Origin of the sequence: Dyella solisilvae (assembly GCF_003351225.1) — a bacterium.
GTDB classification, from domain to species: Bacteria; Pseudomonadota; Gammaproteobacteria; order Xanthomonadales; family Rhodanobacteraceae; genus Dyella; species Dyella solisilvae.
The window spans coordinates 26,040-44,761 of sequence record NZ_QQSY01000004.1 but is presented as its reverse complement, the minus strand read 5'-3'; the positions used below and the strand labels follow the sequence as shown (position 1 = coordinate 44,761).

The following is an 18,722-nucleotide window of genomic DNA, read 5'->3' as shown; positions in this document are numbered from 1 at the left end:
GCCCCTCCCCGGAATCGCGTGCTAGGCTTGGCGGCAAGGGGAGTCAGCGACGCAGAGCGCGCTGGCAGAGCGGAACTGCCGCCCATGAATAAGGACGACGTGGCAAGGGATTGCACTGGCTGGTACAGGAGTGCGACTTGTCATGGCGCAGGGTCCCGTATTGCCGGAGTTCCGGTATCGCGCGTTCATCAGCTACAGCCATCAGGACAAGACCTGGGCTGACTGGCTGCACAAGGCGCTCGAAACCTACCGCGTACCACGGCGACTGGTTGGCCAGGCAACTGACGTGGGTCCCGTGCCGAGACGCCTCGCGCCGGTGTTCCGCGACCGCGAGGAGCTGGCCAGCGCGACCGATCTTGGACGCAAGGTCAACGAGGCCTTGCTGGTTTCGGCCAACCTCATCGTGATCTGCTCGCCCCGGTCGGCCGCTTCCCGTTGGGTCAACGAGGAAGTGCTTGCCTTCAAGCGACTGGGGCGCGGCGAACGAATCTTCTGCCTCATCGTCGACGGCGAGCCGAATGCGAGCACGCTCGCCGGCCGAGAGGCCGAGGAGTGCTTCGCGCCGGCGCTGCGTTTTGAACTCGATGCCGACGGCGCCTTGGGCACGGTTCCGACCGAACCCATCGCCGCCGACGCGCGCCCGGGCAAGGACGGCAAGGCCAACGCGAAGCTGAAGCTGATCGCCGGCCTGCTCGATCTGGGATACGACTCGTTGAAGCGCCGCGAGCTGCAGCGTCGCATGCGGCGGCTCACCGCCGTCGCCATGCTTTCCCTGATCGTGATGGCCGCCACCAGCATCCTGGCGATCGCCGCCGTGGTGGCCCGCAATGCCGCGGTGGTGGCCACAAAGACGGCCGAACGGCGGCAGAAGCAGGCGGAGAACCTGATCAACTTCATGCTGGGCGATCTCAATGACAAGCTGCAAGAGGTGTCGCGCCTGGACATCATGGAGTCCGTTGATGACCAGGCGATGCGTTACTTTCGTTCGCTGCCGGTGGACGACGTGAACGACGAAGCCCTGGCGCAACGCGCCAAGGCTTTGGAGAGGATCGGCGCCGTAAGGCTGGACCAGGGCCACCTGCCGGCCGCGCTCGATGCCTTCCAGGCAGCATCCGTCATCGACGCCAAACTCACCGCACGCAACCCAGGCAACACGGCATGGCAACTGGCGTACGCCCGGCTGCTCGCCTATATCGGCATGACCCACTGGCGCCAGGGTGACCTCGATGCCGCCAAGACAAGCTTCGAGTCGGCGAGGCTAGTGCTCACCGATGCCGGGCAACATGCAGCGAACGACCACACGCTGCAGTTCGAGTTGGCGATGGTCGACAACAATATCGGTCATGTGCTCGAGGCGCAGGGACATCTCGATCTCGCCGAAGACCCTTATCGCAACGTGCTGAAACTATGCGAAGCACTGGTCAAGGTCGATCCGAACCACTCCGAATGGGGTGTGCAACTCGGCGGCGCGCATAACAACCTCGGCAAGCTCGCCCTGATGCGCGGCGACCTCGCCACGGCGATCACCGAATACGCGGCGGACAACGCCATCGAAACCCGCCTTTCCGAGCAAAATCCCCGCGACAACTCCCAGAAGGAGAACGTCGTGACGTCGCGCGCCATCCTTGGACGCACGCTGGCGTTGACGGGTGACGTCGAGACGGGTTCCCGGCAACTGCAGGAGGCCATCGACCTCGCGGTGCAACTGATGAAGATCGATAGCCAGGGGGCGGACGCCAGGGCGGACTTCGCGCTTTATTCATCGCAACTCGCGCGACTCAGACGGCTTGCGGGCGACAGCGAGCGTGCCACCCGCTTGCTCGACCAGTCCCTGGAGATGTTTACCGCCCTGACCAGGCAGGATCCGGACAACAGCGGCTGGCGTCGCGAGTTCGCCGAGGCACAGACCGAGCGGGCCGAGCAGTCGCGCGGCAAGGGCCAGGCCGATCTTGCACAGCGACAGGTTCGTGAAGCCGAGGCGATGCTGGCCGCGCTGCTTGCCCAGCAACCCCACGATCGCGCGACCCTGTTGGCCGAAGCGAACGCCAAGCGGGTACTTGCCTCGGTGACCGAGGATCGCCAGGACGCGCAGCGCATCGCGGAAGAAGCATTGCAGCGCATCCAGTCCGTCACCAGTGGACGAGAAGACCCACGCCTGCTCGCCCTGGAGGTGCAGGCGCTACTGGCCCTGGACCGTACTGACGAGGCAAAGCCCATCATCCGCAAACTATGGAACACCGGTTACCGTGACCTGGCGCTGGTCGAGGTGCTGCGGCACGCGCATATCGACTATCCGGTCAATGCCGCATTCACCCAGGAGTTGGCCACTCGAATGAATTGAGTCACGACCACTCTGCGAATTCACCCGGGATGTGGATTGGCCTGGGAGGGCTGCACCGGGCAGGGCAAGGAGAAGCGCGCATCGACGATCACCCTCTTTTCTTCCGCTAAGGAGTACGACGATGACCATCAAGGTTTATCTCGATACCACGCAAACTCCACCAGTGACCGTCAACCCGGAAATTCATAACGTCAACCACGGCAACGAGACCATCACGTGGGTACCGGGTGACAACCAGAGCTTCGCATTCAGCGGGCTGACGATCCCGGCGGGAAATTACACGCCGCCCAATCCGTTCGGCACGCCAGTCGTGACGGATGGCGAGATCACCGTCACTGATAGCAACGGCTCGTCCGCTACCTACCTGTACATCATATCCGTCACGTCGGGTGGCCAGACTTACAGCTCAAACGCCGTAGGCATCGGTGGCGGCGCGGGCAACCCGTCCATCAAGAACAACTGACTCGCACAGACATGGTGAAACGCTTCCAGACCATCGCCGCCCCTCTGGTCATCGGCGTGACCAGTCACCGCAACATTCCCGCACACGAGATCGAACCGATTCGAGTCCGTGTGCGGGCTTTTCTGCAACGCATGGCCACCGAGTACCCCGGCCTCCCCTTGCTGGTGCTGTCGGCCCTCGCCGAGGGCGGTGACCAACTGGTGGCTGAGGAGGCGCTGGACTGTGGCGCGACCCTGGTGGCGCCCTTGCCGCTGCCCAAGGATCTTTACCTCGACGACTTCACCAACCCCGTCGCCAGGGCCAACTTCGAGGCGCTCTGTGAGCGTGCCGAGGTGGTGCGCCTACCCCGCCTGCGCGGCGTATCGCGGGAGGCGATCCAAGAGCCAGGGCCGGAACGCGATCGCCAATATGCCAAGGCCGGCGTCTTCATCGCCAGCCATTGCCACATCCTGCTGGCGATCTGGAACGGCAAGGACACCGGACGCTTCGGTGGTACGGCGCAGGTGGTCAACTATCACTTGAACGGCGCCCTGCCCGGCCTCACCGAGCGCCACCGCGAAGCGCGCCACGTGCTCGGCAGCGGCGACGAGCGCCTGCTGTATCACATCGTCTGCTCGCGCGAGGACGAGCACGGCGACGTCGCCCCAGGCCTGGCGCCTCTGCAGACGTTGTGGCGCTCGGGCGACATCACCACCAACGACAGCGCGCCACCTCCGGAATTTCGGGTGATGTTCGGCCATATGGCGGAATTCAACGGCGACGTTGACAAATATGCGGAAGCTATTGCCGCCGAGTCTTCTCCGGAGTCCGACCCATCTGCTGATGCCAACAGCGTGATCGGCCGCATGTTCCAGGCTTCCGACTGGCTCGCCATGCACTTCCAGCGGCGCGTCCTGTTGGCGCTGCGCACGACGTATGTTGTCGCCGCGCTGATGGGCATTGCCTTTACCGCCTATGCGCATCTGTCCGAACAGAATTTCCTGATCTACATGTTCCTGTCACTGTTCGCCCTGGGCGGCATCGTCGCGCTGCTGGCCAGGCATCGCGGGTGGCACCGCAAGTACCTGGACTACCGCGCTCTGGCCGAAGGTCTGCGCGTGCAGTCGTATTGGCGACGCGCCGGCATTTCGGCGAGCGGTGAGCACGAGTTCTCACTGGACGGCTTTCTCCAGAAGCAGAACATCGAACTTGGCTGGATCCGCCACGTGATGCGCGCGGCGGGCATCGTGCCCTCCCACGAGACGACCAACCACACTCCCGAGGCGGTGGCGAGCGTGGTCGATGAATGGGTCGGTGAGTCCGGCAAGAGCGGCCAGCTGCATTACTTCGAGCGCAAGACCCTCGAGCGCACGGGCTTGCACCACGTTACCGAAACCATCGGCCTGATCAGCCTGTGGGGCGGCATCAGCATCAGCGTCTTCCTCGCCGCCTTCGCGCTCAAGTTGCCGGCGGAGGTCAAGGCCAGCCTGGTGCTGCTGATGGCGGTGCTCTCCATCGTCGCCGCCGTGCGCGAGGCTTACGCCTACCGCAAGGCCGACAAGGAACTGATCCGGCAGTACCGCTTCATGCAACGCATTTTCGCCAGTGCGCGATCCGCGCTCGATCGCACCAACGACCCGACCAAGCAGCGCGAGATCCTTCACGCCCTTGGCGAAGCCGCGCTGACCGAGCACGCCGAATGGACACTGATGCACCGCGAGCGCGATGTGGAGCACAGCAAGTTCTGACGCCACGCGACACCGCGCCTGTGCACCTTGATGCGGCCTTGATATCCACGCAGAAAACTCAGCACCGTCTTTAGACAGCTATTTCTAGCATTCGCGGCAGTTTCCACCAGGTGCGCCGTCAGCCACTCGCGCACCGCCACGCGGATGAACCCCATGAGAAAGACGCTTTGCGTCGCGCTGGCAGCCCTGCTTGTCGGCCCGGCCAGCCTTGCCTTTGCACAGGACGCAGCAGGACCGACGCAGTCGGACGACTTCGTTGCGCCGCCCCTGCCGCCCGCCGCGCCATCCCCTGGCTGGCAGGTAGCGTTCAACTTCGGCGCCCAGACCGATTGCGCGTTTCGCGGCATCAGCCAGACCAATGAACGCCCCTCCGGCTTTGCGGGCCTGGATGTCGCCTATGGCAGCCAGTGGTATGTGGGCACGTGGACGTCCAACGTGGATTTTTCACCGTCCGGCGACACCAGCACCAGCCAGGAGATCGATCTTTACGGCGGCTGGCGCCCCACCATCGCCACCATCAATCTGGACCTTGGCTATATCCATTACAGCTACCTCAACCAGCCAAGCGCGGTGCGCGAGTCGTACGAGGAAGCCTATCTGCGCGGCACGAAAACGCTGGGCGCCTTTACCCTGGGTGGGTCGGCCTACTATTCGCCACGCTTTCCGGGCAACGCCGGACATGCCTGGTACGGCGAAGCGAACCTGGCCTATGCGATCAATCCAGACTGGACAGCCTCAGCCGCCTTTGGCCGCCAGACCATCGCGCACGACGTGAGCCACCCCGATGGCAGCACCACCCGGTTTGCCTACAACACCTGGAATCTCGGCGTGACCTGGGCGATCAATGCGCATACGTCGCTGGACCTGCGCTATTGGGATACCGACACGCATGCCTCGGGCAGCATCTACGGCTCACGCCTGATAGCGGGTCTCAAGGCCACGTTCTGACGGCACGGGCGGGGCGGCCGACAGGGTCGCCTCGCCCCGACAGATGCCGGCCAGTCGGTACCCCACCTGCAGTTCGGTGACCAAATGACGGGGCCGCGCCGGATCCTCTTCCAGCTTCTGCCGCAGATTGTTCATGTAGACGCGCGCGTAGTGAGGCCGGTCCGAATAACCCGGGCCCCACACGTCCAGCAGCAATTGCCGATAGGTGATCACCTTGCCGTACCCGCGGATCAACGCGGCCAGCAGGCGGAACTCGATCGGCGTGAGGTGCACGGGGGCTCCGTTGCGGGAAACCTCGTAGGTGGCCAGGTCGACCTGCACGTCACCAAAGCGCACGATGGAAAGCGTGGCGCCGCCCATGCCGATCAGATTCGCCCGCCGCAAGTGCGCGCGAACGCGCGCCAACAATTCCGGCACACCGAAGGGCTTGGCAAGGTAGTCGTCAGCGCCCGCCTCCAGCGCCGCCACTTTCTCCTGCTCGTGTTCTCGCGCCGAAAGCACGAGCACCGGCGCGCTGGACCAGCCGCGCAGGTCGCGGATCACGTCCTTGCCGTCGCCGTCGGGCAAGCCCAGGTCCATGATCACCAGCTGCGGTTGCCGGCTCGCCGCGGCGATGCGCGCCTCCCACGCATTGGCCGCCTCGAATACGGTCATGCCCTCGCGTTCGAGGGCGACGCGGATGAAGTGGCGGATATCGCCCTCATCCTCCACCAACAGAATGCGCTGACGCGTCACAAGTTTTGCTCCGGCTCGATCGACGGCGGCTGGCGCAGCGGAAGACGTATCTCGAAGCGGGCGCCGACCGGTTGGCGCGGATAGGCGTGCAAGGCGCCGCCGTGCGCCTCCACGATGCTGCGGCACAAGGTGAGACCGAGACCCACGCCGCTGATGGCCGATTCACGCACGCCGCGCGCGAAAGGGGCAAACAACGTTTCCGGCAGCACATCGGACGGCAGCCCCGGCCCATCGTCTTCGACCTGCAGCAGCAGTCCGTTGCCGCCGACGTGTGCGCCGATCCACAGATTGGCGCGCGCCTGCGTGTACTTGGCGGCGTTGTCGAGCAGATTCGCCAGCACGCGCTCGAACAGGCAGGCATCGAGTTCCACCAGTGGCAGGTCGGCATCCAGATGGATATGGATTTGCCGGGCGCCCAGCGCCATGGCGGCCCCTGCCAGCGCCACCTCGACCACTTCGCCGATCGCATGCCATTCCCGGTTCAAATGGATGCCATGCTCCTGCATGCGCGCCAGGTCCAGCAGGTTCACCACCAGCCGGTGCAGCGCATCGCTTTGGTCGCGGATGGCGCGCACCGCACTCACGCGCTCCGCCTGCGGCAACCCGGTCGCTGACTCCAGCGTCTCGGCCATGCCGCGGATGGCGGTAAGCGGCGTCTTCAGGTCGTGCGATACCGCGGCCAGCAGTGCATGGCGCAGCCGCTCGCCTTCGATGCGCACTTCGGCCTCCCGTGCAAGATCAGCGAAATGGATGCGTTCCAGCGCCTGTCCGATCAGCGCACAGCACGCCTCGAACAACCGCTGCTGCTCGCCCGCAGCGGAAGGCGACGGCGCCACGCCCTGCAGCGCCAGCACGCCGCGCGTTCCCAGCGGAGACACCACCGGGGTGTATCTCACCGGCGAACCTTCGCCCGAACGATCGCAGCCCGCTTCCCGCCCCCGCGCATAAACCCACTGCGCCACTGCGCCATCGAGCATGGGCTCTTGCGTGTTGATCCGCCCTTGCGCATCCGGCAACAGCAACCAGCCGCGGGAGCCGAACATCGGCGCAATGGTGTTGTTGCACTCGTCGACAATTTCCTCGGTGCTGACCGCCGCCGAGAGCAGGCCGGCCACGTTGGCCAATGCCGTGGCGCGATGTTCGCCGGCGATCGCCGAAGCGGTCTCCTCGCGCAGTCTCGCCGCGAGTTGCCCGATCACCAACGCCACCACCAGCGTCAACGCGAAGGTGAACAGGTATTGCGTGTCCGACAGATGGAACGAATACACCGGCGGCACGAAGAAAAAGTCGAAGCTGACCACGCCGAACAGCGCCGCCACCGCGCCCGCCAGCTTGCCCCAGCGCAGCGCCACCAGCACGACGGTGAACAGGAACAGGATCACGACGTTGGACAGGTCGAACACGCGCAGCAGCACGCCCGCCGCCAGCGTCGCCACCGCGCAGGCCAGCAACGCCGGCAGCAGGCCATGCGTCGACGCCATCGCGGCCACGCGACGAGCGATGGACGGGGCAGACGCCGGGGAACCGGGCGACCAGGGTGCAGAGGCGACACGCATGGACGTCAACGGGGGGCCGCTTGCCGCGAACGGGCGCGCCGCGCCGTCGCAATCCACCAACGGCGCGCGAGCAGCACGCAGGCATACAGCGAAGCCACGGACAGGAATCGCCACGGACCGGCCTCAGCCGCGCGACCACCCATGAGTTGGGCGAGCGCATAGGCAAACGACGCGCCCGTGATGACCGTTGCGCAGGCGGCTGCATAGCGCCAGCCAGCTTGCTTCGGCGTGGTGATCGGCTTCATGTCGGCATTGTGCGGCCAGCCCGCATAAAGATGCGGTATGCGCCGACGCGGGGCGCGTATAGATATCGTAAAGCGCACCGCAGGCAACGCCGGCGCACGGATTCAGGCCGCCAGCCGGCGCAAGGCGATGGCCAGGGCGATGCGGTAACTCGTGGCAAGGTCGCCGTTGATCACGATGGTCGCGAGCGGCGCGCCGTGTTGCGGCTCGGTCGTTTCCAGCGTGGTGGCGCTGTCGGCGTGAACATCGATGTACGGAGAGTCGAGCTGGGCCAGTGCATCCTGCAGGCCTTCCTCGGGATGCTCCCGCGCCTGCTCGGCCAACTCACCCGGATCGATCAGCATGAACTCGGTATCCGCGCGCGAAGCCGAACGGATCGAACCGACCAACTCGCGCAATCCGGCGCAACGCGATATCGACAGCGTGCGCCCGGCGGCGCGCGCCAGTTGCCGAAGTCCGTTGGAGATATCCTCGCCAAGCGGCCGCTGGCCAGGATGTGGTCCCTGCAGGATCAGGATAGTCATGTGCCTAACCGTGGCCGACAGTGGTCGATGCGTCATGCTGCGCGCACTGCGGATAAAGGCACTACATGCGGCGAAGGCCTGCGCGTAAATTCTTCGCAAGTTTTGCGCGATCAGCGCGGAGACCGCACGTCAGCACGCGCGACTCCTGTCTTCGTTGAACTTGAAAGCTCACGCACCACCCGCGTCTTGGTTCTGCGATGGCCATCCGTCCCGGTCCAGAATCAAATAAGCCCCCGGTTTTCCGCCGGGGGCTCTTTCATGGATAACGCTTCGCGTGTTGCGAACAGACCTCAGAACGGAATGTCGTCGTCGTCGAAGCTGTTGTTCTGCACCGGCGGCGCCGACTGGCGCTGCTGCTGGTTGCCGTAGTTGTCGCCGCCGCGCGAGCCGCCACCGTAGTTGTCGCCGCCACCGCGGGACTGGCCGCCGCTGTAGCCGCCACCGCCACCCTGGCGCTGCTGGCCGCCGCCCTGCGAGCGCTGGAAGTTGCCACCGCCGCCGCCACCGGCGCCGCCTTCGGAGCCGCCGCCGAGCATCTGCATTTCATTGGCGATGATGTCGGTGCTGAAGCGCTCGACGCCGTCCTTGTCGGTGTACTTGTCGGTGCGCAGCGAGCCTTCGATGTAGACCTGGCGACCCTTCTTCAGGTATTCGCCGGCGATTTCAGCGAGGCGGCCGAACAGCTTCACGCGATGCCACTCGGTGCGCTCCTGCTTCTCGCCGCTCTGCTTGTCGGTCCAGTTCTCGGAGGTGGCGATACGGATGCTGGTGATGGCCGTGCCGTTGCCGGTGTAGCGGGTTTCCGGATCCGCTCCGAGATTGCCGACGATGATGACTTTGTTCACGCCCCTGCTGGACATATAGGTCTATTTCCTCTTTATATTCAACTAATTAGCCATCTTATGCCAGCAAAGCACTATCGATAGCGACTATGGGTAATGACTTGGGCAATTTTTATCATACCAGCGGACTCGCTCAGGCAGTCGCGGGACTCATGAGACTGAATCACTGTCTCACACCTTGCGAATCACCCCCCGGCACTGCACATCGAGCGCAGCGGCCGTGCTCCTCAGTTCGCCTATATCAACTGTGGACGGTAGCTCGGCCTCCAATTCTCGCAACCATCGCTGGATGTCCAGCACGGATCCTCTAGTAAGGAGATTCATCGCCGTCAGTATCGTATAGAGGTCCATCTGGCGACGCAGCACCACCAACCCTAATTGATCCAGAGCAGCACGCAATCCGAGAAGCTCGACCTCCTGCTCGACGAGCTGCCGCTGGAGAGGGCCGTCCCCAGATAACTCGCGGGCCGCACCGGAGACCGGTGTTTTGCGTCGCGCACCGCGTGGAATACGTTTCGAGCGCGAGCTCAGGCTCGCTGCCTTGATCTTTGAAAGCAATTTTCCATGCACGAATGCGCCGTCCGAGTTTTTGGCATACAGAGTTGTTTCGCCTACTGTTGATCCATCTTCGTAGCGTGCAGCCTTTATCACATCTATGACTTTGAAGGGTGCTCGAGCGGCCAGCATTACCTTTAGCGCCTGCGAGATCGCAAACTCAAAGCGCTCGGAGTTGACGATGGAGATGTGTCGATTACTTGCCATGAGTCGCTCTGGATAAAGCCCTAAGCATCCGCTTCGCTATTTCAAATCCGGCCTTGGCGGCTTGCTTCAGAGCCTTCACCTTTGCGGTCTTGAATACCGACCAATGCGCCTCTTTGCTTTCCTCCCAGTAGGAACGTCTGCTTTCGCGAGTTAGGAAGTTCAAGCATCGGACACAGTGCGCATCGACCCGATTCGCGTAATTCGGGGTCTTTCCATCCGTGGAGCAGGCGGCACGCTTGCCTCTATCGCCGACAATCACGCAATAACCGTGCGGGGCCGGACGAATCGTCAACTTGCCCTGCTCGTGCTGCGCATTAATCCACTCCGAAACCTGGTCGGGCCGCAGCGCGACTGTCATAGATTGCAACCGACGCGCGACTCGATTAAGCACCACACCGAACCCTCCCACAAATACCTCCCCACCATGAAGCGCGCGCTCCATAATCGACATTGAGAGATCTCGCTCCGCCTCTGATAGGAACTCCCTAACATCATCACCCTGCGTATAGGTGACGGTATGGCGCAAGTCGTTGTGGTGAAGGAATTCGCGCAGATAGGCAAGGTCTCCGAACTCGTAGCGCCAGACAAAGATCATGCTGTACGCACGTCTGAACATGTGCGGACGAGTTCGAATGGGAATACCATCGGACCTCGCCACTTGATCCATAAGTCGGTAGACCTTGTGAGCGTCCAAGGACTTCCGATGCTTCACTTGTAAGTTTCGGTCAAGAAGAATTGGTCTGAAGAAGCTTCCCTCTTCGTCGAAGCTCACGCCTGCCAAACGCGCAGCCAACCTCAGCGCAGCTTTCAACTCGGCCGGTGCCGATGAGGCTGTCTTTGTGCCTCCCGAACCGTTCGAGCTCTTTGTCACACGTCCACGGATCGATTTTGAGTCGGTGACCTCCATCTCTCTTACGTTGGCAATCGAAAGAAGTGTCAGCTCATGAATGCGATGCCCAAGCAGGGAAAACATGACGACCACGCAAGCGCCGTACAGGATCCTGCAGTGGGCGATGAGCTGCCTCGGAGCGACTCCAAACTGACGCGAAAAGCGTTTGGCCGCAGTCTGGGAGTATCTGCATTGCAGATAGGCATCCGCCAATTCCGCCCATCGCTCTCCACCAGCAACCAGACCCAATGAGTGGTCAAGTAGCTTGAAGAAGAACTCGGGTTTCAGCGTTGGCGTATGGCCATCTGCACGCCCGATGCGCCGAGCGCATTTTCTGAGTGATCCTCGCGAACCGTAGGGTCGAAAGTTCATCGCCTCACCTAGCTCCGTGCGTAAATCCCACAGGAGCGAAATGGCTGAAAGCCGGCTTTCCGCAGCGCTGACTGTCACTTCAAGTGCCTCGATGTAGTCCTCATACGCGCGCACGTCGCTCTTCGTCAGCGTGCTAAGGCTATACACGCATCGCTCTCGTCCAAGCCAGTCGGTGAACGACCGCATTGATCGGGCCAAGTTGACCAGCGACGTCACACGAAGTGCTCGCTGATCGGTCGACTGAGCGCGTGCTATCACCGCTCTTTGCGCTAGCTCCGTCCAGTAGCCCATCCGTCCCGCGATGTCAGGTGTGTCCGACAATTGCACCCAGCGGACGGTATAGTGACTCGGGGGATAGGCGCCTTCCAGTGGCCGAAAGAGCCAGCACTCCGGCGTTGATTCCGCCCTAAGCCAAGATGGAAGCAACGTTCCCTGCGCTGGATCCTTTGGCGTGACCAACTGCTGGCTTTGACGCAACGTGCCCACGTTCACTCCAGTGGCAAGAGACCAACTGAGCCGACGAATTTCTCCGCCTCTCGGAGAACTCGCTTCGGAACCTCTGCGAGCAGCACTCGATACTCCACCAACCTTATGGACCAGACCTTGGACCACCGCTCGGGCCGATGCTGCCTGAGATAGTCTTCGTGCAACTCAATGTGGCTTTTCCATGCCAACCACTCAGCCACAATTCTCGACGCGATGAAGACGATTTTTCGCCCTTTGCATCCGCTGCAAAGGTCCATGCGCAGGCAATTCTCGCGTGGCGCCTGAGAGGGATCACAGTGAAACCCATTGCCCAGCCTGCGAAGTCGCGCCGCCCTTGCCTCGGATACCAGATAGGCCTGAAAGGAAAATTGCACCATCCTGGCCGTCGCCGCGACCTCTACGCGTTCCAGGTAGCCCACCGTCGTCGAGACGTTTCGGTGATTAGCGCCACTTTGAATATCAAAAATGGAACCTCCGCGAAGGCGTTGACAAAGCAAGTGAGTGCAGCGGAAATTGACGCCCGTCGGCCCCGACACCAAGGGCTGAAGTACCGGATACTTTGTCGACGAGGATGCGATGAATCTCCTCACCATATCTGGTGGGTGGTCCCTTGGGACAACGCGTACTTCACTTCCACCGCGCCCGGGAAAATAGTGTAGAAATAGTGGAACGCCTCCATCCTCCTTCAGCTTGGGAGGAACCCTGTCAAGGTCATCCAACGCTTTCACGACAGTGGCCTCAAGGGCCTTCAGCGCAACGACCACGCGTGACTTTGGGTTGATGAGTCGTTCAATTGGATGGCCACGAAATTTGCCCAAGCGGACCAACACCTGGTCCTTGTCGGACGATTGACTCACGCAACCTACAAACGCGTATCGCGCGACGGAGTCCACATTGGGAGCCAAAATCCCGTTAGCCAACGCAAGAACCAGAAAGGCACTGAGGGACTTTATCGTCGGAAAGAAAGCGCCCTTGAGTCGGGTAGGCGGCCATCCTCGTCCCTTGCAATAGTCGACGATTCGTGGTGGCCACTGGGGACTCGTTGGAATGAATCTGCCGAAAGTTTGGTAAAGAAGTCCGAGTGCCGCCTCGATTGAGGGTTGCTGATCCCACAAATCCGCATAGGTCACGTGTCGCGATCGCTCCACTACGGATTCCGCCAATGACCAATCATCTATCTGCATGCACACACTCTCCCAGGCGGCATCCTCCAGCGTTTCCATCCACAATTCACTGATTACGAGGACATCACGGCTCAGCTTGTCGAGATTCCGCGCCTTGTGTAATTCGAGGCGAGCTTCGTACTCAGGATTCTTCTTGAGGTGATCCCAGTTGGAGGCGAGCTCGGTAAATGTGGGGTACGGCGAATGTGCGATGTCACGGAAGCCCAATGGTAGCTTTTCGACTTTACCGATCCCTCGTTCGCCAAGTTCTCGGACAAAGCTGGCAGCAATTGAGTAGTAGCCTTGCCTGGACCGCCCTCCGAGATCTGTGGCGGAATCCAGCGAATCGCGGTATGCCGTCAGGCTTTGGGCACTCAGATCCAGGCCTTTTGTGACTACGAACCTGAGGTACCGCTGGACCCTGCTTGCAAGTGCGTGAGCCGAGCGCTTGCCACCGTGCAGGTCAAGCAAGCATTTCACGATGGCAGAAGCCTCGGGGAAGTCCTGCAGGAAGGTCAGATCGATATGGGAATGCCCCAACCAAGGACGCAGCGGAGCATGTCCGACGACCGTCTTCGTCGGCGCCGACTCCCCAATGGGAGTTACGGGGCATCGCTCTACTCGTCGTCGGGCCATTGCTCAGTCACCACGTAACGCCCGAGGCTAGCGAGGGACCCATGGCCGGTCTCATGGCGCAACGCATGTTCTCGTTGATTTGCTCCCTTCTGCCCTCTTGCTCTGACCTCCCGATTGATCATCGCCTTGCGCAGACCATGCGCCCACGTGCGATCTGCTAGTGAGAGTTCTCCATCCGCCACTGCAGATAGAAATGCAGCGCGAACCGAATTCGAAAAAGCCCGGGGAGACAGTGCTGCTGCGCCAGTGTGGGACAGGAACACCTGGGACGGCTCCCGATAGACCCATCCAGCCACGCGGGCCCTTTCTCCTGCTCTTCGCACGATTAACCGCCTTGCGGTGCTGATCCAGGTTCTCGTGCGCGCAAGAAGCAACGGATGGACCTCGATAATGCGTGGTTTACTGCCCTTGGTTACCGTCAAAGTAATTTCAAGCGCACGCCCATCACTGATGGCACGCTCAATGGTTACGAGGTCGGGCACCTCTGTCAGTAACAATCCACAGACTTCCTTAGCTCGCAAGCCCTTCACTTGACACCAATCCACCATAAGCTTGTATCGGTCCGCCAGATCGCAGTCGCGCGGGCCTCTGGCCTTCACGACGCTGATGGCCTTGTCGGAAGGGAAATGGTTGGACTTTGGAGATGCGGACCCCTTGGTCAGGGCATGCTGGATAGCCCCACCCGGGGCCCGCTTTATTGTTATGGCACACCGGCAGTCTTCCCCAATTATCCCTCTGAACAGCTTTTGTTCTTCCATCCATAACAGGAAGCTCAACACTGTCCTCAGGACCTGCGCTGCGTATTGGGTTGAGGCTCTCTTCCCGATGGCTTCCTTATAGCCATTCAAATAGTCCACCGTCATCAAAGAAGGTGTAAGCCCATCGACCGCCAACTGCGCAAAGAAGTCGCGCAAGTGTCCAGAGTACGTCTCCAGAGATCGATAGGAATTGCCCTCATTGAACAGGCACAACATGTAGCGCATAACATCGATAACCGCCTCTCCATTGTCAGACACGATCAACGGGAATCGCTCGCAAATTCGGCCACCAATCTCGACCATCGAGAGAAAACGAGTCTTCATCATCGTCCCCGCTTCTGCGAACATTTTTTGATCACACACAGAGCACTGAGAGGTCCATCGCGCGTCGATCAGCACCGTGAGTTGCGCACGCGACAATGATGCTTTGAATCAGCTGCACGAGGTGGTTCGAAAGACGGCGCCACCATGGCCGGCACTGCCAAGTGCTAATCGAAAGAATTGGGCCGCCTCTGCTCCCAATGCATCGAGCGCATTAGACCCTTCAGAAAGGCGAATGCGCTTAATATGCCCCGCAAATGCTTTGCGTCAAGTGACATTTCGGAGTGCACGGCAGGCATACGACGCATGCGCGCGCCGCATACCGCGTATGTCCGCGCTGCATACTCGCTGCATACTCGCTGCATACTAGCTGCATACTCACTGCATACTCACTGCATACTCACTGCATACCGCGTATGCCCGTGATGCATGTCGCATGTCCGCTCTGGGTCGATAGCGACCCTTGGAGCCCGAGCCGGATTAGGTCCCCAAGACGTCCCCGATAATTTTCAACCTAGATCCCCTGCGAGCTGCGTGCTGGCCGGGCGGTCTCTGTACCGGAAGCGCGCGTGGCGCACCTCACGCAGAAGCTCGCCACGGTACGTGAGCAGATGCAGCAGCTCGAAGGATTAGGCGAGCGCACGCGGCAAGCGCCGGATCAACAGCTCTCGCTGACCGATCCCGATGCGCGATCCATGGCCACGCACGGTCGCGGCTCGGGCGTGGTCGGCTGCCGCTTCCCCGGCGCAAACGTGATGCCAATGGCGCCGCCATTTGGCGCATCAATCGTCGCAATGCGCAGTGGATCGGTCGCGCTCGTGCGAATGCGCTTGGTTTCGACCGTGACCGTATCGCATATGTGCGGGATTACAAATGCGGCAAAACGGGAACCCATTCCCTCGATTGGGCGGGATCTCAGCGCCATTACAAACTCGTCATTCCTAAACCCAAGCGGGATCGCTGGACCACCAATGACTGCCCTGAGACCGTCTTCGAGATAGTAGCCCCAGCACTTACCGCATTCGCACGCCCTGGGGTGCCTGTGGAGTCGTACGATGTCTTGACAGACGCTACTTAGAATTAGCCTCATGGCCAACCCCTCTAATTCATGGGGGGCAGTAGACCACGGGCCAATGTCACGCATCGCGACAGCTCAGAACTCGATCGGCACCACACCCTTATGGCCGCTCCGAGTAGGAAGCGGACCATGAGGTATGGTTATCGATGGTTGTATCTGATCCTGTAGATGTGGCCGACAGGCTTGCTGACTGCAAGTTTCGAACTGCATTCGATGACGTGTTGCCCAGGTGCAAATAAGGCGGGTTTGCCGGTCTTGTAATTCCAGTCGTGCCCGCCAAGCTTGATGGAGCTGCATGGCTTACTGTCCAGGTCATCAACAATCGGGCACGTCTTCCCGCCCGCTCACTCACGGGCAAGGCCGAAAGTCGTAGTGGGAAACCCCGTCGTGGGTGGCGACTGAGACGTGCATGAGGCTATGCAGGGCATAGCTAATCGCCAGCAACAGCAAAGAGCGAATATTCGCGCCGGCCTCCGGAAATGTTCTGTCCAGAGTTCGACATCCGTCGTCCTTCCTCGTTTGCAATGTCAGGTGTGTGGACGGTCGTCGTCTTTAGCTACTATGTGCATAGTGTTGATTAACTTCGTCTAGCGACTTCATCTATAAACTGCACGTGAAATAGGCAGGCGTTGCCACCCCTCTTCCTCCATGCAAGTCGCGAGATCGGCGTCGGCGGTTTTTACGCCGGGATACCACCAGTGCCCAGTAGGTCGAAGCTCCTCTAAGCATTCATTGAATGCCGGAGATGCCGCATCGTTGTCGCAAGATTCAACCCCTTTTTTTGCACTTTCTGGAGCCCAGCAAAAAGTGGCCTCATGGTGCTGAAGCATCTGTTTGCTTGCCTCCGTATAGGGGTTCATTGACGCACAAGACGACAACACGAGGGCAACCGTAAGCCCAAAAATTCGCTTGTTCGACATGGACGATGGCAACTCCGTGGTGCAATTACGTGTTGTGGCGGCGGGTATCGAGCGAGTCCAAAATGAGTCGCACACTGAAACTAACATCTACAACGCTTCGCACTGGATATTTGCGCCGGGTTAAATGCCTGGGTAGGTGTCTAGCGGTAGAGGGTGCGGCTCTTCTACTCAGCCGTGCGCAGCGTCCCCTTGCGGCAATCATGAAACCCAACCGCAGGGACTACGCGCCGAAAGGATGATTTAGGGTCATGTGCGTGTCCTCGTGCGGAGAAGTTCAACGGCAAAGCGCCCGACGCCATCCCTGTAAGGACACAGAAAGCAGGTCGGCGTAGCGTCCCATCGTCTGGATCGGGTCGACTCGCACTCGGGAGGGCGGCGCTATGCGTACTCGACTGACGGTGGCATTGGCTCTCGCGCTTGCCAGTGGGCCCACCTGGGCCGGCAGCGGCATCCTCGGCATGGATCACCTGGTGGCCTATGACGACAGCGGAATCTGGAAGCGGAGCAACCAGGAAATCCTGATCTACGGCACCATCGTTACGGTAGCCGGCGGCGCGCTCTGGCTGGGCGACAACGACCAGCTCGGCAACACGTTCTGGCGATCGGTTGACTCGATGGTCGTCACGGCCGCCGGCACGCAGGTCCTCAAGTGGACCTTCCAGCGCGAGCGCCCCTCGCAGACCGACAATCCGAACAAGTGGTTTCAAGGTTGGCATGCCCAGAGCTTTCCCAGTGGTGAGGTCGCCGCTGTCACTGCGGCGGTTACGCCATTCATCGCCACTTACGGCAGCGACCATCCATCGGTGTACCTGCTGACGCTGCTGCCCGCCTATGATGCGGTAGCCCGCGTAAAGACTCATGGCCATTGGCAGAGCGACGTGGTGTTCGGTGCTGCGATCGGCGCCGGCATCGGCATCTGGGCAACCCGCCGTGATTCGCCGTGGATCATTTCCCTGCTGCCCGGCGGCTTCAAGGTCGGCTGGGTGCATCACTTCGACTAACTGCCGCCCATCCAGCAATGCCGCCAACTTAAGCGCCGATAAGCCGGGAGACGTCGACCCCGTGACGTTCGCCTGCCCAGCCAGGTAGGCATCTTGGGACTCGCGCCCTTCACTGGCGACGGCCATAACTAGGCATCGCCACGCTTTCAAATGCCGCGCGCTTTGTTCCCCTCCTCCCGAGCCGCGTTGCTTCGGCGATAGTCCAAGTAGCATCGCCAACTAGCTCTGACCGGCATGGACCTCCAAAGCGACAGCTAAGCGATATCCGTGCCAAGCCACAAGCCCGTTGATTTAGCCTAGAAACAGCGGGACAGAAGAGCCCGTAAAACTTGCAGTGCGCAAGAATTGTCTGCACGAATCGTATGGCCTGATCGCTGGTCGACGTGAGGCTCAGGCGCCACTTTGAGTGGTGGACCAGCTCAACTCACACCTTTCTCATTTCACCGAAATAATTTCAGTCGCATACTCACATCGGTCAAAACCGTCGGCAGCGATACGCAAGTGCTGCTCGTATCTATGTCTTGTGACGATTTGCCATGGCCTGTCGATTACTCTTCCAAGTCAGGAAGGAGGGGCGCAATGAAGGTCGATGCGGACAACGCCATTGCCCAGGCGATTTGCACGTCCAAGGCGCTGTGGGAGCAGTCGGGTGCCGCAACTGAGGATGGCCTCCTGTCAAGAGCGACAGCATCCAGCATGACGCACTCGGCAACCGAGGCTGCAATCGCACTTCAGGAGGCAGTCGAAGTGTTTGGGCCACGCTTGCTGCCCGCGCAATTCAAGTGTGCGCGGGAATGCATCATTGACCTGGAAACGCTCGCCAGCCTGGCGGCGCTTGTCATGACCCATGATCTTAAGCCGGCAACGACCATTTACCTGGCGCACGCGATACGCTGCACCGCTGAAAAGTCGGTCAACAACCTCATGCGCGCGGCGTGGGTGTTGCCCTAGATTGGC

The 18,722-nt window shown here is 61.0% G+C and carries 16 protein-coding genes; 6 read left to right on the top strand and 10 right to left on the bottom strand.

Annotated elements, in window-relative coordinates:
• Positions 1-142 precede the first annotated feature (142 nt).
• The 4 genes from DVT68_RS14885 to DVT68_RS14870 all read left to right on the top strand — a co-directional run bounded on the left by DVT68_RS14885 (position 143) and on the right by DVT68_RS14870 (position 5,479).
• On the top strand, positions 143-2,341 hold the full coding sequence (locus tag DVT68_RS14885; RefSeq protein ID WP_114825899.1) for a toll/interleukin-1 receptor domain-containing protein: 2,199 nt from the start codon (positions 143-145) through the stop codon (positions 2,339-2,341).
• Between the two features lie 121 nt (positions 2,342-2,462).
• Complete coding sequence (locus DVT68_RS14880) at positions 2,463-2,804, top strand: hypothetical protein (protein ID WP_114825898.1); 342 nt, start codon at positions 2,463-2,465, stop codon at positions 2,802-2,804.
• 11 nt (positions 2,805-2,815) lie between these two features.
• Positions 2,816-4,531: a hypothetical protein gene (locus DVT68_RS14875; RefSeq protein ID WP_114825897.1), complete on the top strand. Its 1,716-nt coding sequence runs from the start codon at positions 2,816-2,818 to the stop codon at positions 4,529-4,531.
• A gap of 153 nt (positions 4,532-4,684) precedes the next feature.
• Positions 4,685-5,479: a TorF family putative porin gene (locus DVT68_RS14870; RefSeq protein ID WP_158543514.1), complete on the top strand. Its 795-nt coding sequence runs from the start codon at positions 4,685-4,687 to the stop codon at positions 5,477-5,479.
• Here the strand turns inward: DVT68_RS14870 and DVT68_RS14865 are convergent.
• From DVT68_RS14865 to DVT68_RS20570, 10 genes are all read right to left on the bottom strand, one after another.
• A complete protein-coding gene (locus tag DVT68_RS14865; RefSeq protein WP_114825895.1) occupies positions 5,444-6,214 on the bottom strand; it encodes a response regulator in 771 nt (256 codons plus the stop codon). The genes DVT68_RS14870 and DVT68_RS14865 overlap by 36 nt on opposite strands.
• Positions 6,211-7,695, bottom strand: a complete 1,485-nt coding sequence (locus DVT68_RS14860; protein ID WP_158543513.1) for a DUF4118 domain-containing protein — start codon at positions 7,693-7,695, stop codon at positions 6,211-6,213. Before DVT68_RS14860 ends, DVT68_RS14865 begins: the two co-directional genes overlap by 4 nt.
• Before the next feature lie 80 nt (positions 7,696-7,775).
• Positions 7,776-8,015: a hypothetical protein gene (locus DVT68_RS14855; protein ID WP_114825893.1), complete on the bottom strand. Its 240-nt coding sequence runs from the start codon at positions 8,013-8,015 to the stop codon at positions 7,776-7,778.
• A gap of 102 nt (positions 8,016-8,117) precedes the next feature.
• Complete coding sequence (locus tag DVT68_RS14850) at positions 8,118-8,537, bottom strand: type II 3-dehydroquinate dehydratase (RefSeq protein WP_158543512.1); 420 nt, start codon at positions 8,535-8,537, stop codon at positions 8,118-8,120.
• Positions 8,538-8,827: 290 nt separating this feature from the next.
• Positions 8,828-9,397, bottom strand: coding sequence for a single-stranded DNA-binding protein (gene ssb, locus DVT68_RS14845; protein WP_114825891.1), 570 nt, complete (start codon positions 9,395-9,397; stop codon positions 8,828-8,830).
• Positions 9,398-9,550: 153 nt separating this feature from the next.
• Positions 9,551-10,141 carry a hypothetical protein gene (locus tag DVT68_RS14840; protein ID WP_114825890.1) on the bottom strand — a complete coding sequence of 197 codons (591 nt, stop codon included), beginning with the start codon at positions 10,139-10,141 and terminating at the stop codon, positions 9,551-9,553.
• Positions 10,131-11,549, bottom strand: coding sequence for a site-specific integrase (locus DVT68_RS14835; RefSeq protein ID WP_158543511.1), 1,419 nt, complete (start codon positions 11,547-11,549; stop codon positions 10,131-10,133). Before DVT68_RS14835 ends, DVT68_RS14840 begins: the two co-directional genes overlap by 11 nt.
• A 341-nt stretch (positions 11,550-11,890) precedes the next feature.
• Positions 11,891-13,687, bottom strand: coding sequence for a hypothetical protein (locus tag DVT68_RS14830; protein ID WP_147281745.1), 1,797 nt, complete (start codon positions 13,685-13,687; stop codon positions 11,891-11,893).
• Positions 13,669-14,772, bottom strand: coding sequence for a site-specific integrase (locus tag DVT68_RS14825; RefSeq protein ID WP_147281744.1), 1,104 nt, complete (start codon positions 14,770-14,772; stop codon positions 13,669-13,671). The genes DVT68_RS14830 and DVT68_RS14825 overlap by 19 nt, the downstream gene beginning before the upstream one ends.
• A gap of 652 nt (positions 14,773-15,424) precedes the next feature.
• Complete coding sequence (locus tag DVT68_RS20570; RefSeq protein ID WP_199536080.1) at positions 15,425-15,691, bottom strand: hypothetical protein; 267 nt, start codon at positions 15,689-15,691, stop codon at positions 15,425-15,427.
• Between the two features lie 1,453 nt (positions 15,692-17,144).
• Between DVT68_RS20570 and DVT68_RS14815 the strand changes: the two genes are divergently transcribed.
• Positions 17,145-17,765 carry a phosphatase PAP2 family protein gene (locus DVT68_RS14815; RefSeq protein ID WP_114825886.1) on the top strand — a complete coding sequence of 207 codons (621 nt, stop codon included), beginning with the start codon at positions 17,145-17,147 and terminating at the stop codon, positions 17,763-17,765.
• A gap of 579 nt (positions 17,766-18,344) precedes the next feature.
• The gene (locus DVT68_RS14810) at positions 18,345-18,716 is read left to right on the top strand and encodes a hypothetical protein (RefSeq protein ID WP_114825885.1); all 372 of its coding nucleotides are present in this window, start codon (positions 18,345-18,347) and stop codon (positions 18,714-18,716) included.
• Positions 18,717-18,722: the final 6 nt, after the last annotated feature.

Bases quoted from the DNA above. Each gene is read 5' to 3' on its own strand.
- DVT68_RS14815 (WP_114825886.1), top strand. From the start codon at position 17,145: ATGCGTACTCGACTGACGGTGGCATTGGCTCTCGCGCTTGCCAGTGGG.
- DVT68_RS14855 (WP_114825893.1), bottom strand. From the start codon at position 8,015: ATGAAGCCGATCACCACGCCGAAGCAAGCTGGCTGGCGCTATGCAGCC.
- DVT68_RS14875 (WP_114825897.1), top strand. From the start codon at position 2,816: ATGGTGAAACGCTTCCAGACCATCGCCGCCCCTCTGGTCATCGGCGTG.
- DVT68_RS14840 (WP_114825890.1), bottom strand. From the start codon at position 10,141: ATGGCAAGTAATCGACACATCTCCATCGTCAACTCCGAGCGCTTTGAG.
- DVT68_RS14810 (WP_114825885.1), top strand. From the start codon at position 18,345: ATGAAGGTCGATGCGGACAACGCCATTGCCCAGGCGATTTGCACGTCC.
- DVT68_RS14850 (WP_158543512.1), bottom strand. From the start codon at position 8,537: ATGACTATCCTGATCCTGCAGGGACCACATCCTGGCCAGCGGCCGCTT.
- DVT68_RS14880 (WP_114825898.1), top strand. From the start codon at position 2,463: ATGACCATCAAGGTTTATCTCGATACCACGCAAACTCCACCAGTGACC.
- DVT68_RS14885 (WP_114825899.1), top strand. From the start codon at position 143: ATGGCGCAGGGTCCCGTATTGCCGGAGTTCCGGTATCGCGCGTTCATC.
- DVT68_RS14860 (WP_158543513.1), bottom strand. From the start codon at position 7,695: ATGGCGTCGACGCATGGCCTGCTGCCGGCGTTGCTGGCCTGCGCGGTG.
- DVT68_RS20570 (WP_199536080.1), bottom strand. From the start codon at position 15,691: ATGGCGCTGAGATCCCGCCCAATCGAGGGAATGGGTTCCCGTTTTGCC.
- DVT68_RS14870 (WP_158543514.1), top strand. From the start codon at position 4,685: ATGAGAAAGACGCTTTGCGTCGCGCTGGCAGCCCTGCTTGTCGGCCCG.
- ssb (WP_114825891.1), bottom strand. From the start codon at position 9,397: ATGTCCAGCAGGGGCGTGAACAAAGTCATCATCGTCGGCAATCTCGGA.
- DVT68_RS14825 (WP_147281744.1), bottom strand. From the start codon at position 14,772: ATGATGAAGACTCGTTTTCTCTCGATGGTCGAGATTGGTGGCCGAATT.
- DVT68_RS14830 (WP_147281745.1), bottom strand. From the start codon at position 13,687: ATGGCCCGACGACGAGTAGAGCGATGCCCCGTAACTCCCATTGGGGAG.